The 15,128-nt window shown below is 67.3% G+C and carries 15 protein-coding genes; 2 read left to right on the plus strand and 13 right to left on the minus strand.

Translation table 11 applies throughout. The annotated features are described in order from the left end of the window. Positions 1 to 6: 6 nt before the first annotated feature. From ACLBYD_RS21255 to ACLBYD_RS21265, 3 genes are all read right to left on the minus strand, one after another. Positions 7 to 243: an MbtH family protein gene (locus ACLBYD_RS21255; RefSeq protein WP_006551884.1), complete on the minus strand. Its 237-nt coding sequence runs from the start codon at positions 241 to 243 to the stop codon at positions 7 to 9. Next, positions 240 to 1,631 carry a lysine N(6)-hydroxylase/L-ornithine N(5)-oxygenase family protein gene (locus ACLBYD_RS21260; protein WP_447817993.1) on the minus strand — a complete coding sequence of 464 codons (1,392 nt, stop codon included), beginning with the start codon at positions 1,629 to 1,631 and terminating at the stop codon, positions 240 to 242. Before ACLBYD_RS21260 ends, ACLBYD_RS21255 begins: the two co-directional genes overlap by 4 nt. 229 nt (positions 1,632 to 1,860) lie before the next feature. Continuing rightward, the gene (locus ACLBYD_RS21265) at positions 1,861 to 2,661 is read right to left on the minus strand and encodes an alpha/beta fold hydrolase (RefSeq protein WP_085469374.1); all 801 of its coding nucleotides are present in this window, start codon (positions 2,659 to 2,661) and stop codon (positions 1,861 to 1,863) included. Positions 2,662 to 2,856: 195 nt separating this feature from the next. Here ACLBYD_RS21265 and ACLBYD_RS21270 point away from each other — a divergent pair, with 195 nt between their 5' ends. Together ACLBYD_RS21270 and ACLBYD_RS21275 are read left to right on the plus strand one after the other, a co-directional pair. Next, a complete protein-coding gene (locus ACLBYD_RS21270) occupies positions 2,857 to 3,066 on the plus strand; it encodes a hypothetical protein (RefSeq protein WP_016692417.1) in 210 nt (69 codons plus the stop codon). Positions 3,067 to 3,151: 85 nt separating this feature from the next. Then, positions 3,152 to 4,663 (plus strand): alpha,alpha-trehalose-phosphate synthase (UDP-forming), encoded by a 1,512-nt coding sequence (locus ACLBYD_RS21275; protein WP_060654180.1) that lies wholly within the window; start codon positions 3,152 to 3,154, stop codon positions 4,661 to 4,663. 10 nt (positions 4,664 to 4,673) lie between these two features. Here ACLBYD_RS21275 and ACLBYD_RS21280 read toward each other — a convergent pair whose 3' ends face one another. The 10 genes from ACLBYD_RS21280 to ACLBYD_RS21325 are packed head-to-tail and all read right to left on the minus strand — an operon-like array spanning position 4,674 to position 14,652. Continuing rightward, positions 4,674 to 5,303, minus strand: coding sequence for a twin-arginine translocation pathway signal (locus tag ACLBYD_RS21280; protein WP_447817994.1), 630 nt, complete (start codon positions 5,301 to 5,303; stop codon positions 4,674 to 4,676). Continuing rightward, positions 5,300 to 5,812 (minus strand): hypothetical protein, encoded by a 513-nt coding sequence (locus tag ACLBYD_RS21285; RefSeq protein ID WP_016692414.1) that lies wholly within the window; start codon positions 5,810 to 5,812, stop codon positions 5,300 to 5,302. Before ACLBYD_RS21285 ends, ACLBYD_RS21280 begins: the two co-directional genes overlap by 4 nt. Then, the gene (locus ACLBYD_RS21290; RefSeq protein ID WP_447817995.1) at positions 5,812 to 7,224 is read right to left on the minus strand and encodes an MCE family protein; all 1,413 of its coding nucleotides are present in this window, start codon (positions 7,222 to 7,224) and stop codon (positions 5,812 to 5,814) included. Before ACLBYD_RS21290 ends, ACLBYD_RS21285 begins: the two co-directional genes overlap by 1 nt. Next, positions 7,221 to 8,438, minus strand: a complete 1,218-nt coding sequence (locus ACLBYD_RS21295) for an MCE family protein (protein ID WP_447817996.1) — start codon at positions 8,436 to 8,438, stop codon at positions 7,221 to 7,223. Before ACLBYD_RS21295 ends, ACLBYD_RS21290 begins: the two co-directional genes overlap by 4 nt. Further along, positions 8,435 to 9,760 carry an MCE family protein gene (locus ACLBYD_RS21300; protein WP_447817997.1) on the minus strand — a complete coding sequence of 442 codons (1,326 nt, stop codon included), beginning with the start codon at positions 9,758 to 9,760 and terminating at the stop codon, positions 8,435 to 8,437. Before ACLBYD_RS21300 ends, ACLBYD_RS21295 begins: the two co-directional genes overlap by 4 nt. Then, positions 9,757 to 10,815, minus strand: coding sequence for an MCE family protein (locus tag ACLBYD_RS21305; protein ID WP_447817998.1), 1,059 nt, complete (start codon positions 10,813 to 10,815; stop codon positions 9,757 to 9,759). Before ACLBYD_RS21305 ends, ACLBYD_RS21300 begins: the two co-directional genes overlap by 4 nt. Next, positions 10,812 to 11,831, minus strand: coding sequence for an MCE family protein (locus ACLBYD_RS21310; protein WP_060654192.1), 1,020 nt, complete (start codon positions 11,829 to 11,831; stop codon positions 10,812 to 10,814). Before ACLBYD_RS21310 ends, ACLBYD_RS21305 begins: the two co-directional genes overlap by 4 nt. A 2-nt stretch (positions 11,832 to 11,833) precedes the next feature. After that, a complete protein-coding gene (locus tag ACLBYD_RS21315) occupies positions 11,834 to 13,012 on the minus strand; it encodes an MCE family protein (RefSeq protein WP_447818000.1) in 1,179 nt (392 codons plus the stop codon). A gap of 10 nt (positions 13,013 to 13,022) precedes the next feature. After that, positions 13,023 to 13,871, minus strand: coding sequence for an MlaE family ABC transporter permease (locus ACLBYD_RS21320; RefSeq protein WP_024102955.1), 849 nt, complete (start codon positions 13,869 to 13,871; stop codon positions 13,023 to 13,025). Positions 13,872 to 13,887: 16 nt separating this feature from the next. Next, entirely contained in the window at positions 13,888 to 14,652 is a 765-nt protein-coding gene (locus ACLBYD_RS21325) for an MlaE family ABC transporter permease (protein WP_006551898.1), read from the minus strand. Between the last annotated feature and the right edge of the window lie 476 nt (positions 14,653 to 15,128).

Consider the following 15,128-nt stretch of genomic DNA (forward strand, 5'->3'; position numbering starts at 1 on the left):
AAGCGTTCAGCTGCCCTGGCGGGCCTTCTCGTCGGCTTCCATTGCGTCGCGAAGGCTCTTCGGACGCATATCGGTCCAATTCTGCTCGACGTACTCGACGCAAGCGGCGCGCGACTCTTCGCCGAATACCACCCGCCACCCCTGCGGAACCTCGGCGAAGGTCGGCCACAGCGAGTACTGCTCCTCATCATTGATGAGGACGTAGAAGCGGCCGTCTTCGTCGTCAAATGGATTCGTGCTCATCTCGCCTCACTTGTTGCGTAGGTGTGATGGTCCGATATCCTACCAAGCTCGTCGATTCCTCCCCCGGCTCCGGGCAGACGGAGCTCTCGGCGTTCGACGATCGAGGTCAGGATCTCACCCGCGCGGATCGCTGCGTTGGACAGCAACGACGCGGTCAGACCGTGTGTCTTCTCGGTTCCGCCCTGCAGGTAGACGTCGGCCGTAACGTTCTCGGGCAGCGGCAGACGGTAGTCGCGGGCGACGGACAGAACGGGTGCCTCGGGTGCGAGATCACCCAGCAGCGGCGCGAGAGGCGTGGGCTCGAAGCCGGTCGCGAGGACCACCGCATCGCACTCGAGGGTCTCGGTGTCGCCTTCGAGATTGTCGCGGATCTCGACGGTGACTCCCGCGTCGCTCTCGATCGCCGACACGACCTCCGAGGCACGACGCATGAACAAGCGGCGACGACCGCTCACCCGTTCGCGGTATTCGGTCGCGTAGAGCGCCTCGATGAGTTCGGGCGAGACGACCGAGTAGTTGGTGCTGCGGTGCAGGGCGAGCAGACGCTCACGCTCGGACAGCGGGGCCGCGTGCAGCTCGTCGACGACCTGCGGGTCGAAGATGCGGTTCGCGTACGGGCTGTCGTCGGCCGGGCTGTACCCGAAGCGGTTGAAGACGTTGTGGACCTCGGCCTGCGGGTAGTGCGTGTGCAGGTACTGCACGACCTCGGCCGCGCTCTGTCCCGCACCGACCACCACGAAGCGCTGGTGCTGCGGCTCCGGCATGTCCTCGATGTGGAAGAGGAAGTGGTGGTTGTGGAAGCAGCGGGCGGACTCGGTCGCCCACTTCGGGAGCCGGGCACGCAGTCCGACTCCGACCACGACGCTGTGCGCGTACACGACGGCGCCGTCGGCGGTCCGCACGGCGAACAGATCGGCGACCCCGTTGTGGTTGCGGACGGTCTCGACCGAGACGACCTGGGTTCCGTAGCGGACGTCGGCGTCGACGCGCGTGGCCGCCCACTGCAGATAGTCCTGGAACTCGTGACGTGTGGGGAAGAACGTCTGGTGGTTGACGAAGTCCACGAGACGGCCACGCTCGTGCAGGTAGGAGAAGAAGCTGTACGAGCTCGTGGGGTTACGGAAGGTGACCAGATCCTTGGGGAACGCGATCTGCATCGTGGCGCCCTCGAGCAACATGCCCGGGTGCCAGGCGAAGGCCGACTGGCGTTCGAAGAAACGTGCCCGGATCGCCGAGGAGGGGTTGTCGGTGTTGTGCTCCTCGACGGTGATCGCGAGCGCCAGGTTCGAGGGGCCGAAACCGATACCGACGAGGTCGAAGACGTCTCCTTGCGAGTTGCCCTCCGACCTCCCCGCGTCATCGGCGACAAGGCTGGAACGGTCGGTCATCACTCAACTTCCGTACTAGGGGGTCCGGAGGGGCCCGTGATCGGTTCGTACGAGACTCGAAGGTAGCTCAGGCTAACCTTTGTTCGGTGAGCGTACCAGCGCCCGACGGTCCGCGGGACGTCCCGATCTCCCGGATCACAGGGACCTTCGTCGCATTTCGACGACGACGGGCGCGGNGTCGCCGATCCCACCGCGCCCGCCTGCCGATTTCCCCTGTGAAGGGACTCCTCTAGGAAGCCAGGAAGTCCACCAGGATCTTGTTGACCGCCTCGGGCCGCTCGAGATAGCCGTAGTGCCCCGCGTCCGGGATCTCCTCGTAGCGCGCACCCGGAATGGCGTCCGCCACCTCGCGCGACAGATAGGCCGGGATCATCCGGTCGTCGGCGAATCCGACGGCCAGGCACGGCACGGTGATGCCGCGGTAGGCCGCGCGCCGATCGAACTCCCGGTCCATGCCGAGCTGCGCGCGCACTCCCGCCGACACCTTTCCTCCGCTGAACTCGAAGACGTCCAGCCAGTCGCGGGCGGTGTGCTCGTCGGCCAGCGAGGCCGGCGACAGATTCATCACGGCCGTGACGGCGGCCTGGTACTTCGGCGGCAGTTCGACGCCGCTGTCGTAGAGCTGCCGCTCGCCCTCGGTGAGCGTCAGCTGGAACTGGTCCATGCGGGCGTGGCCGGCCAGGAAGACGGCCTTGCGGACGAGTTCGGGACGGGCGAGCGCCAGCTCCTGCGCGACACGCGCACCCATCGACGTACCGATCACGTAGGCGGGGCCGCCGAGCAGTTCGATCAGGCCGGCGGTGTCCTTCACCAGGTCGTCGATGGTCATGCCGCCGAGGCTCTCGCCCGACGGTGCGATGCCGCGGTTGTCGAAGGTGGCGACCCGGTAGCCGGCCTTGACGAGCGCGGGCACCTGGTGCAGATCCCACACGCGCCCCGGACTACCCGTTCCCATGATGAGGACGACGAGATCGCCCGTTCCCTTGACCTGGTAGTTCAGCGGGATGCCGTTCACGGTGGCAATGGGCATGAATACCTTCCTCGACGAGAGCGCGGTTGTGCGCCGCGGGTCGGCGCCGTGACGTCGTGCGCCGGAAACACACACGGTGTACCTACAGCACGACCGTCCTACGGTACCGCGACGTAGACGTGCAGGACCGTGCCAGGACCGCCCTCGGAAGGCGGGTGGCGGCGAGCTGTCCGATTCTCCTAGAGTCGAAGGACGATGCGTGCTCGCACAGAGCAGCGACCCCGGGAGGACATCATGGCCGCGGACCCGACCACCGCGAACGACATCGCCGACGAGGATCTCGAACCCGTCGCCGACGAAACCGCACGACAGGCGCAGCGAGTCGTCGCCGCCTACGCAGAGAACGCGGACGAGTGCCGCATGCTGCTGTCGATGCTCGGCATCGGTCCCAGCGACAAGCACTGACGAGCACGACACCCACCCCGGTGCCGGTGACGGCACCCACCCTGCCGGGCCGGCGACGGCACCGGCCCCGAAAAAGGACCACAACGTGACAGCAGGCGAAGCGGACGCAGCGGGGAACCACGACTCGCACGCCGGGTCGGACTTCGTGGTCGTCGCCAATCGCCTGCCGGTCGACCTCGAACGGCTTCCCGACGGCACCACCCGCTGGAAGCGCAGTCCGGGCGGGCTCGTCACCGCACTCGAGCCGATCCTGCGTTCGAACAACGGCGCCTGGGTCGGCTGGGCCGGCGTGGCCGACGCCGAGTCCGGCGTCATCGTCGAGGACGGGCTGACCCTGCACTCGGTGCGGTTGAGCACCGAGGACATCGCCGAATACTACGAGGGGTTCTCCAACGCCACGCTGTGGCCGCTCTACCACGACGTGATCGTGCGTCCGGAGTACCGGCGCGAATGGTGGAACTCCTACGTCGAGATCAACCGCCGCTTCGCCGAGGAGACCGCGAAGGCCGCCGCGGAGGGCGCGACCGTCTGGATCCAGGACTACCAGCTGCAGCTGGTGCCGAAGATGCTGCGGATGCTCCGTCCCGATCTGACGATCGGCTTCTTCCTGCACATCCCGTTCCCGCCGATCGAGCTGTTCATGCAGCTGCCGTGGCGCACCGAGATCGTCGAGGGTCTCCTCGGCGCCGACCTCATCGGCTTCCACCTCCCCGGTGGTGCCCAGAACTTCCTGTATCTCGCCCGACGTCTGGCAGGTGCCCAGACCTCACGCGGCAACATCGGGATCCGGTCGAAGCTCGGCGTGGTCCAGGTCGGCTTCCGCTCGGTGCGCGTCGGCGCCTTCCCCATCTCCATCGAATCGGGCCGGCTCGACCAGCAGTCGCGGAGCAAAGCCATCCGCGATCGCGCCAAGGCGCTGCGCAAGGAACTCGGCAACCCGAAGAAGATCCTGCTCGGTGTCGACCGACTCGACTACACCAAGGGCATCGACGTGCGGCTCGATGCGGTGCACGAACTTCTCGCCGAGGGTCGCATGGACCCGAAGGACACCGTGATGGTGCAGCTCGCGACCCCGAGCCGGGAGCGCGTCGATTCCTACGTCCACATGCGCGGCGAGATCGAGCGGACGGTCAGCCGCATCAACGGTGAGTACGCCGAGGTGGGGCGTCCGGTGGTGCACTACATCCACCGCCCGGTCCCTCGCGACGAGCTCATCGCGTTCTTCGTCGCGGCCGACGTCATGCTGGTGACCCCCTTGCGCGACGGCATGAATCTCGTCGCCAAGGAGTACATCGCGTGCCGCAGCGATCTCGGCGGCGCGTTGGTGCTCAGCGAGTTCACCGGTGCCGCAGCCGAACTGCGGCAGTCGTTCCAGTGCAACCCGCACGACCTCGAGGACGTCAAGGACAAGATCCAGGCCGCGATCGAGGTGCCGCGCGAGGACGGCCGCAAGAGGATGCGTGCGCTGCGCCGTCAGGTGCTCACGCACGACGTGGATCGCTGGGCCCGTTCGTTCCTCGACACCCTCGCCAACACCGGCGCCGCCGGACGCGCGCTGATCGCGCCGGGTGAGGCCGGCGAACCCGACCCCACCTGACGGCTCTCTCCTAGATCGGGGTCAGCCGGCTGACGAGCCAACGCCCGTCCTGCTTTTCGAGTTCGACGCGCACCCGGCTGCCGCTGCTCACCGCTTCGGGGTTCTCCGAACTCGTCGTGATCTGGTTGAGGAACAGCAGGGTCACGGCGTTGTCGGCGTCGGCGGAGACCACCGACGACGCCTGCACGCTCACCTGCACGCTGATCGCCTTCTCCTTGGCGCCCGGCGCGATGATGTTCTTCATCAGATTCGTGTACTCCTCGCGGAAGTCGCCGGTGAGACCCTCCGCGGCGGCGGCGGTCTGCGCGTCCACCTGGTCGTGGGTGTAGGCAAGCATCGCGACCGCCTGTTCCTCCGCAGCGACCCGCGCCTCCGTCCGTGCCGTCTCGGCGGCGGACTGCTGGACGGTGCCGTAGGCGAGCCATCCCACCAGGACCGCGAAAACCAGTGCCACGACCGACAATCCGATCGCGATGTGCGGCAGGTACGAGGCCTTCGGATCCGAGGTCGCGTCCGGGACGGAGGTGTCGGCGGCCGAGGTCTCGGCGGCGGTGGGTCCGTCCTTCTCTTCGGTCCCACCGGCCACAGTGTCGTCGGTCGTCTTGTCGAGCGTCACGCGATCGTCCTTCTCGTCGGTCACGGCACGAACTCCACCTTCGACGCCAACAATCTGCCGTTCTCGTCGCAGATCGTCACCCGCAGACGGAAGTCGCGTGCTTCGGGTTCGGTCTGGTCGGCGTTGCTCACCATCGCGCGGGAGGCGACGAGCGACGACGCGCACGTGCCGTCCTCGTTCTGGATCCCCGCTTCGAGGACCTCACCGGTGGTGTCGACGCCGGCCTGTTGCACGACCTCCACGAAAGGCCCTTCGCGGCCCTCGAACTCGGCCTTGAAATCACCCGTCGCGCCTTCGAGCAGACGCGCGACGTCGGCGTCGGCGGTGTCGGCGTTGATGGTGGTCAGGTTGAGCACCGTCTGCCGCGCGGCCTGCAGGTACGCCTCCCGCCGCTCGTCGCGTTCGTTCGCGGACTGCCGGTCGACGATGAGCCAGGCCCCGACCGCCACGAGTGCGATCACCAGCACGGACGCAATGATCGCGACCGGCTTGGCCCATCTCGGCTTCGTCTTCTTGTCGATCTCGTCTGCCATCAGCCCTGCTGCGCCTTCATGTAACTCTCCAAGCTCCGATCTCCACCGAGATCGGCGTGCGTGTACACGGTGCCGTCGGGACCAATGTACGTCCCGGTCTGCGGATCGATCCGTCGCGCCGCGACCCCCACGGGAGCCGTGCCGTCTCCCCCGCCGTAGGAGGCGGGCGTGGGTGCGACGTTCTCCGAGGCCACCGGCGTGGGCGGCCCGGTCCACGGATTGTCCGAGTAGGTGGGGCTGTACCCGGTGCGGCACGTGTCGGGCGTCGGTGCGCGACGGCCCGGGTACTCCATGCACGGCAGGTTCCGGGCACCGCGGATCGCGTTCGGATAGTCCTGCGGCAGTTGGCAGAAGACGTCGCCCGGGGTGTCGACCACGGACGTGTCGGCCGGGCTGCGCCACTGTTCCGGCGGCACGAAACCGGCCAGACACGGCGGCGGATCGTGCAACTGCAGGTGGAAGTCCACCACGGCACCGTCCTCGGGCGGGCCGTCGCCGGCCGCGGTGATCAGGGCCGTCGTCATCGGCGGGTACAGCACCAGGATCTGCTCGATGCCGGCGTTGTAGATGACGCCCACCTCGCCGACGCTCACCAGGTTCGCAAGCAGCAGCGGCAGCGTCGGTTTCAGGTCCTGCAGCAGCGATTCGGCTTCGGCGGCAGCGCCCGGTCCGATGTCGAGCAGGGCCCGCAGGTCGGGGTCGCTCTCGCGCAGACGATCGGTGAAGGTCACCATGTCGCGTGTCCACGAACGGATGGCGTCGCTCGTGACCACCTGCGTGTCGAGCAGCGGACCGATCTGGTCGATCAACTGCCGTGTCTCGGCACTGTTCGCCGAGGCCTCCTGCACGAACAGGCGCGTCGAGTCGATCAGTTCCTGCAGTTCGGGTCCGGAGCCGTTGAATGCGTCGAACGCCTCGTCGACCACGGTCTGCAGTCGCGTGTCGCCGATCGAGGCGAGCAGCACGTCGGCCTGGTCGAGCAGGGCACCGACCTCCTGCGGCACCGTCGTGCGGTCGATCGGGATCACGTCGCCGTCGGCCAGGCGTTCGCCGCCCGAACCGTCGGCGTGGGGCACGAGATCGACGTACTGCTCACCGACCGCCGAGACGCTGCGCACGGCCGCGTCGACGTCGGCGGGGATCTTCGCGTCGCTGTCGATGGACAACGTGGCCTCGACACCCGTCGGCGACAGCGAGACGCTCCGGACGGTGCCGACGGTGTTGCCGCGGTAGGTGACGTTCGAATGCGGGTACAGGCCACCGGTCGACTGGAGTTCGACGACCACCTCGTACCGCCCGACCCCGAACAGGGCGGGCAGCCGCACGTACATCAGCGACATCACGACGAGTCCGACGACCGTGAGGATCGCGAAGATCGTGAGCTGGATGCGGACGAACCGCGTGAGCATCATGGTGCGGGCACCCCCAGGGGCAGGCCGGGAATGGTGATCTCACCGATGCCGGGGATCGTCAGTTTCCCTTCGGGACCGGGCGGTGGCGGTGGTGGCGGCTCGAGCGGTGCACGGAACGGATCCGTCGCTTGCGCAGCGAGTCCCGCGTCGCGGCCGAGAATCCCCTCCGGACCCGCGAGGCGTCCCGCAAGCGGCGTCCCGGACAGGAAGTTCAGGTCGAGACGTTCGAGACTGAGGTCGATCGTCATCGCGAGGTTCGCGTAGTCGCCACGGATGATGTTGTTGATGCCCGCCTGCGGGAAGGGATAGGTGAGCAGCACACCGAGCACCTCGGTCAGGGCACTGCCCGAATCGGCCAGGGCCTTCAACGTCGGCGCGAGCCCTTCGAGATTCGCCTTCAGGTCGTCGTTCGAGGTCTCCACGACCCGGCTCGCCACGGTGCTCATCTCGCCGAGCGAACTCATCGCGGCCGTGAGGTTCGAGCGCTGATCGGCCAGGACCTCGAGCGCGGGCGGCAGTTCCTCGAGAGCCCGGACGAGGGTCGCGTTCTGGTCGTCGACGGTCGCGGCCAGACGGTCCATGCCCTCCAGCGCCGCGATGATGTCGCCGCGCTGCGTGTCGAGGGTGGACACCAGTTCGTCCAGGCGCGGGAGCAGATTCCGGATCGAGTCCTCCCGGCCGACGAGCGCCGCGTTCAGCTCGGTTGTGATGTCGTTGATCTGCGCGAGTCCACCACCGTTGAGCACCACCGACAACGACGAGAGTGTCTGTTCGGTGGTCGGATACGCACCGGCGCGTTCGAGCGGGATGACGTCGCCGTCCTCGAGCCGGCCCTGCGGGGGTTCGCCGACGGGCGGGATCAGTTCGAGGTGTTGCGATCCGAGCAGACTCGTCTGCCCGATCCGGGCGAGCGAGTTGGCCGGAACGATCACGCCTTCGTCGAGCGAGACCGTCACGAGCGCGTGCCAGCCGTCGAGTTCGATCCCCGAGATCGACCCCACGGTGACGTCGTCGACCCGCACGGGCGAGTTCTGGGTCAGGGTCGTCACGTTGGGCATCTCGATCTGCACCTGGTAGGCGCCCTCCCCGCGGCCGGCGGTGCCGGGCATGGGAATCGAGTTGAGCCCGCCCCACTCGCACGCGGTGAGCGTCGTGCCCACCGCGACGGCAGTGACCGCGACGCCCAGGCGGCGGAACATCGATCGGCCGGTCATCGTCCTCCTCCCGGCTGCAGCAGGGAACCGAGATCCTGCGGGACCTGCAGCGACGGCAGGCCGCCGAGGATCCCGTCGAGCGGCGACGCCGCTTCCGACAGCGACGGTCCGGGTGCGGTGCCGCGTCCTTCCGACGCCCCTTCGAGCCAGGGTTCGGTGTAGACGATGTCGCCGTCGAAGGCCTGCACACCGGCGAGCGGGTTGACCAGCAGCGGAAGGTAGTTGGCGTTGATGGACGACAACACCGGTCCGAGCTGCTGGCGGCACAGTTCCTCACTGCGTTCGGAGGTCGCGTTGGCGGCGGCCGCGACCGACCCGCACATCCACTCGACGGGGTTGGCGAGGTTGTTGATCGCGAGTGCGCCCGTGAGCGAACCCTGCGCCGGTTTGTAGATGTTGTAGAAGTTCGCGAGGGAGGTCGGGCCCGAGTGCAGCACCCGCTCGATCTCGGGCCGCTTGCGGGCGAGCACCTCGGTCGCGTCCGCGAGTCGCTGCACCGATTCGGTGAGTCCGGCCCGGTTGTCCTGCACGAACCGCTGCACGTCGCCGACGGCGATGTTCAACTCGGACAACGAGACCCCGAGCTGGTCGGAGCTCTGCGCGAGCACGTCGGAGACCGACGCGAGACGACCGCCGAACTGGACGATCTGCTCGTTGCTCGACGAGAGGACCGATACGAAGGTCTGCAGGTTGCGGATCGTCGAGAACAGATCGGTGCGCCCCTCGGAGAGCGTGCGCATCGTGTCCGACAACTCGCGCAGGGCCCCACGCACGGTCTGCCCGTTGCCCTCGAGATTCTCGGCTGCGGTGTCGATGAACCGGCCGAGGGACCCCTGCGGGTCGAGTTCCTCGGGTCCGAGCGCTTCGGACAACCGCATCAGTTCGGTCTTGATCTGGTCCCATTCGACCGGAGAGGCCGTGCGCTGCATCGGGATCGTCGTGCCGTCCTCGATCGTCGGACCGCCCGAGTAGACCGGGGTGAGCTGGACGAAGCGCGCCGAGACGAGGCTCTGCGCGATGACGACGGCGTTCGCGTCGGACGGGATCTCGACGCCGCTGTCGACCTGCATCGTCACGCGCACGAGGTCGTCGCGGGGTTCGATGTCGCTGATGCGTCCCACCGACACCCCGAGCACCCGCACGTCGTCGCCCTCGTACAGGCCGCTGGTGGAAGCGAATTCGGCGTGGATGGTGCGCTTGCCGAGGTCCGGGAGGACGAGCACGGCGAGAGCGCCGAGCACGAGCACGACGACGGCGCCGATGATCGCCGCCATCAGCCAGGGTGGGCGCCGCCGGGTCGTCGCGGCGGTATCGGTACTCATTCGCCGTCCCTCTTGATCGTCGGGGGTTCGTCCGGGATCACGTCCTGCAGATCCTCTGGGAGGAGATCGGGCGCGACCTGGCTGTCCACCACGGCTTTCCACCACGGTGCCGGCAGGATGTTGGACACGTAGGCGTTGAAGAACGGTCCGCTGGCGACGGATTCGCCGAGCGCGCCGATGTACGGGCCCAGACCGTCGAGTGCGCCGGCGATGTTCTCCTTGTTCGCCTGCAGGTTGGCCGTGACGAGGTTGAGCTTCTCGAGCGTCGGTGCCATCTGCGCCTGGTTGTCCTGCACGAGGCCGGTGAGCTGACGTGAGACGGACGAGATGTTCGCGATCAGTTCGGTGATGGCGTCGCGGCGCAGACTCAGTTCGCCGAACAGTGCATTCGCGTCGACGATGAGCGCGTTGACCTGGTCGCTGCGCTCGGCGAGGATGCTCGTCACCCCCTCGGCGCGTTCGAGCAGCTGGTCGAGCGATTCGTCGCGGGCGTTGATCGACTGCGACAGGCGGGTCATGCCCTCCAGGGCGCCCTGGATCTCGGGCGGGGTGTTCTCGAGCGACTGCGACAACGCGTCGAGCGACTCGTTGATCCGGTCGGTGTCGAGTTCGGAGACCGACGTCGTGAGGTCGCCGAGAGCGTCGGTCAGCGAGTACGGCGAGTTGGTGCGTTCGAGCGCGATCACCGAGCCCGGGCGCATCACGCCGCCGCCACCGGGGCGCAGCGCCAAGGACTTCCGTCCGAGGACGGTGTTGGTCTTGATGTCGGCACCGGTGGTGTCGCCGAGCCCGATGCCGTCGCGGATGCGGAAGGTGACCAGCACGGCCTGATCGTCGAGCCGCACGTCAGTGACGTCGCCGACGTTCACGCCGGCGAGCATGACGTCGTCGCCGGGGACGAGGCCACCGGCGTCCTGGAAACGGGCCGAGTAGCTCAGGCCACCGGAGAGGAAGTGCAGCTGGTCGTACTGCAGACCGGCGAGCACGATCGCGGCGGACACGGCCAGGCCGATGATGCCCGTCCGGATGTAGTTGGGGTCACGAGGTGCACTCATTCGACCTTCGCACACCTTCCCGTGTCGTGGTTCGCCGTGGTGTACCGGATGGTGGTGCCGTCCGGTCCGGAGAACTTGAAAGTATTGGCACAGAGGAAGAATTGGAAGAAATTTCCGTATGCACCCACGCGGATGAGTTTCTTGTAGTCGGAGGGCAGGCGTTCGAGCGTGCGGTTGATGTCGTCCTTGCCGAGGTCGAGCTGGGTCATGGTGCGGTTCGTCTCGGCGATGACCGTCTGCAGGTCGGGCCGGTTGTTCTGCAACAGCGCGGCGAGATCCGCGGTGCCGGAGGCGATCTGCGGGATCGACGCGCCGATGGGATCACGATCGGCGGACAGCCCGCCCACCAGGGTGTGCAGCTGTTCGATCGTGTTCTCGAACTCGCGGTCGTGATCGTCGATCGTGCCGAGGACGGCGTTGAGGTTGTCGATGACGTCGCCGATCAGCTGGTCGCGGTCGGCGAGTGAGTTGGTGAACGAGTTGGTGTTCCCCAGCAGCGACACGAGCGTGTCGCCCTGCCCCTGGAAGACCTGCAACAGAGCTCCGGAGAGGTCGTTGACCTGCTGCGCGTCGAGGCCCTGCAGCAGCGGCTTGAACCCGCCGAGGAGCAGGTCGAGATCGAGGGCGGGTTCCGTCTGCTCGATCGGGATGCTGCCACCGGCGGGCAGGACGTCGACGCTGCCGGCACCTTCGAGCAGTTCGAGATACCGGTCGCCGACGAGGTTCTCGTATCGCACGGTGGCGCGGGTGCCGGTGAACAGCGTGTGTTTCGCGTCCACGTCGAACTCGATCTCGGCGGTGTTGTCGCGGCCGATGTCGACCTTCTTCACCGAACCGACCTGCACCCCGGCGATGCGGACCTTGTCGCCGGCACCGAGACCGGAGACGTCCGTGAAGGTGGCCCGGTAGTTCTCGGTGCCGGTGAACCGCGCCTGGCTGAACACGACGGCCAGACCGGCGAAGATCAACGCCATCGTGACTGCGAAGATCAGGAACTTGACGGTGGTCGCTCTCATGGTCACCGCCCGCCCGCGAGATGGTCGCCGAACAGGTACTGGAAGATCGTCGGGTAGCGGATCCAGGCCTCCGTTGCGGGCTTGTAGGGCGTTTCGCCGGTGTTCGACACGACGAACGGCGCGTGACCGTCGCGGCGCGGGTCGAAGTTCGGCAGGCCCCAGCAGTTCGGTCCGCCGGTCGCGCCGACCACGGGCAGATCCTGGGCGTCGTTGTACGGCGTGGCACCGCCCATGAAGCTCGTACTCAGGGTCAGGGCCGCGTACTCGCCGGTGCCGGCCATCGGTTCGAACGCCACCCGGGCGTCGTTGAGACCGACGATGAAGCAGGTCAGTTCGGGCGAGTACTCACCGAGCAGGCCGGTGGTGTGGCTCAGGCTGTCGAGTGCGGTGGTCAACTGTGTTTCGTTCTCCCCCAAGACGTCCCGCCCGGTGTTCGCGAGACCGGTAAGGTTCATCAGCAGCAGGTCGAGTTGCTGTTGTTCGTCGACGACGGTGTTGCCGACGTCGGTGGCGTTGCCGATCGTGGTCATGAGGTCGGGGGCCGTGTCGGCGTAGACGTCGGTCACCTGCGCGGCCGAGACGAGGTCGGCCTGCAGTTGCGGCAGCGACGGATTCATCTCGGCGAGATACGCATCGGCCTCGGCCAGGGCGGCACCGAGGGCGTCGCCGCGTCCGTTGAGTGCTTCCGACAGCGCGCCGAGGGTGGCGTTGAGCTTCTCGGGCTGGATCTGGGCGAGCACGTCGGACAGGTGCTCGAAGACCGTGTTGAACTCGACGGTGACGTTGTCGGCCGCGATCACGGCGCCTTCCTGCATCGGCACCGAGGACGGATCGTCGGGGACGACGATGTCGACGAACTTGGCACCGAAGACGGTGGTGGATTCGATCGCCACCCGTGCGTTCGACGGGATGAGCTGCATCTGCCCGGGCTGCATGTCGAGATGCAGGACCGCACCGGCCGGTGTGTGCTCGATCGACGCCACGCGGCCCACCTCGACGCCGCGCATCTTCACCTTGGCGTCGGGTTCCATCACCAGACCCGACCGGGGCGAGGTGACGGTGAGCGGGACCGTCGAGGTGAACCCACCGGCGAACATCGTCAGTGCCACCGCGGCGATCGCGGCGAGGCCGCCCACGAGACCGAAGGCGGCGAGCTTCTTCTTCCACGAAGGAGTGTCCATGTCGCGCGCCCTATCCCGACAGGTTGAAGTTGCCGGTCGCGCCGTAGACGGCGAGCGAGATGAGCAGGGTGACGGTGACGACCGCGACGAGCGAGGCCCGCACCGCGTTGCCGACCGCGACACCCACACCGACGGGGCCGCCACCTGCGGTGAAGCCGTAGTAGGTGTGGATGAGCATCACGGCGATCGCCATCACGATGGCCTGGACGAACGACCACAGGATGTCGGTGGGTATCAGGAAGGTGGTGAAGTAGTGGTCGTACACGCCGGCCGACTGACCGTAGAGCACCACCGTCGCGAAACGGCTCGCGACGAACGAGGCGATCACGGCGAGCGAGTACAGCGGGACGATCGCGATCATCCCGGCGAGCACGCGCGTGGACACCAGATACGGGATGGACGGGATCGCCATGGTCTCGAGCGCGTCGATCTCCTCGGAGACACGCATGGCGCCGAGCTGGGCGGTGGAGCCGGCGCCGATGGTGGCCGCCAGCCCGATGCCGGCGATGGTCGGGGCCGCGATACGCACGTTGATGAAGGCCGCGAAGAAGCCGGTGAGCGCTTCGACGCCGATGTTGCCGAGTGAGCTGAAGCCCTGCACGGCGATGATGCCGCCGGTGAAGAGCGTCAGGAAGCCGACGATCACGACGGTGCCGCCGATGACGGCGAGTGCGCCGGTGCCCATGCTGATCTCGGCGACCAGACGCACCGTCTCCTTGGGGTAGTGCATCAGCGCCCGGGGGACCGTCGCGAGGGCGCGCCCGAAGAACAGCGCCTGCTCCCCCACCCGGTCCACCGTGGACGACGCACGTGTCATGCGCCGAACCGCACGGGGGAAGCGCCAGGACATCACTGCCATGAAATCTCCGCTCCCCTCATCCCGCGGTCAGCTTGATGCCGACGGCCGTGACGAGGAGGTTGACCACGAACAGCGCCATGAACGCGAACACGACCGTCTGGTTGACGGCGTCGCCGACACTCTTCGCTCCACCTTTGACATTGAGACCGAGATAGGACGCGACCAGCCCCGCGATCATGCCGAACAGCCCCGCCTTGACCTGGGAGATCATCAGTTCTCCGAAGCCGGTGAGCAGGGTGATGCCGTTGATGAACGCGCCGGGGTTGACGTCCTGGAGGAAGACCGAGAAGGCGAACCCGCCGAGGATGCCGATCGTGCACACGAGACCGTTGAGCAGCAGGGCGACGACGGTGGACGCGAGCACCCGGGGCACGACGAGACGCTGGATCGGATCGATGCCGAGCACACGCATCGCGTCGATCTCCTCGCGGATGGTGCGCGCCGCGAGATCGGCGCAGATCGCGGTGGCGCCGGCACCGGCGACGATGAGCACCGTGACCATGGGACCCACCTGCGTCACCGCGCCGAGGGCCGCACCCGCTCCGCTGAGGTCGGCCGCGCCGATCTCCCGGAGCAGGATGTTGAGGGTGAAGCTCACCAGAACCGTGAACGGCACCGCGACGAGCACGGTGGGCACGAGCGAGACGCGTGCGACGAACCATGCCTGGTCGATGAACTCGCGCCGTTGGAAGGGGCGACGGAAGGCCGCCCGGGCGGTCTCGCCGGTCATGGCGAACAGTCCGCCGACGGCCCGTAAGGGAACCTCGAGGAGGTCTACCATCGTGTGCCCCCTTCGATCCTCACGTCGTCGGCGCGCGGCCGATCGATGGCGTGTGCTGTGACCCGGGTCATAGTAACTAGAACGTGTTCACCTGTCAAAGATCCGTCGAGGGGCATCTCGATCCATTTCCGTCCGAACGGACACACGGGCGTCGACCGACGCGCATCGACACGCTCATAAGTGGTTTTACGCTGGGGTTTCGGTGAGATTTTCGACGCCGGGCCCGAGCTCGATCACCTCGGCACGAGAGGCCGTCACGGCCCGATCGAGTCGTCGCAGGAGGGGAAAAAATTAGAACACGTACCAGGCGAAAATACGGGGCCCGGCGAGAGCCGGAGGAACGGCCCGAGTGGGCGTGACGCTACCGGAATCCCCGGTGTCCGCCACCCGTAGTTGCAGGATCCGGCCCGGGGACGAAGACACGGCATCCCCTACTGTCCCCGAACGGGAACAGTAGGGGTGGCCGGAACTACAGA

Source organism: Rhodococcus sp. C26F, assembly GCF_053345925.1.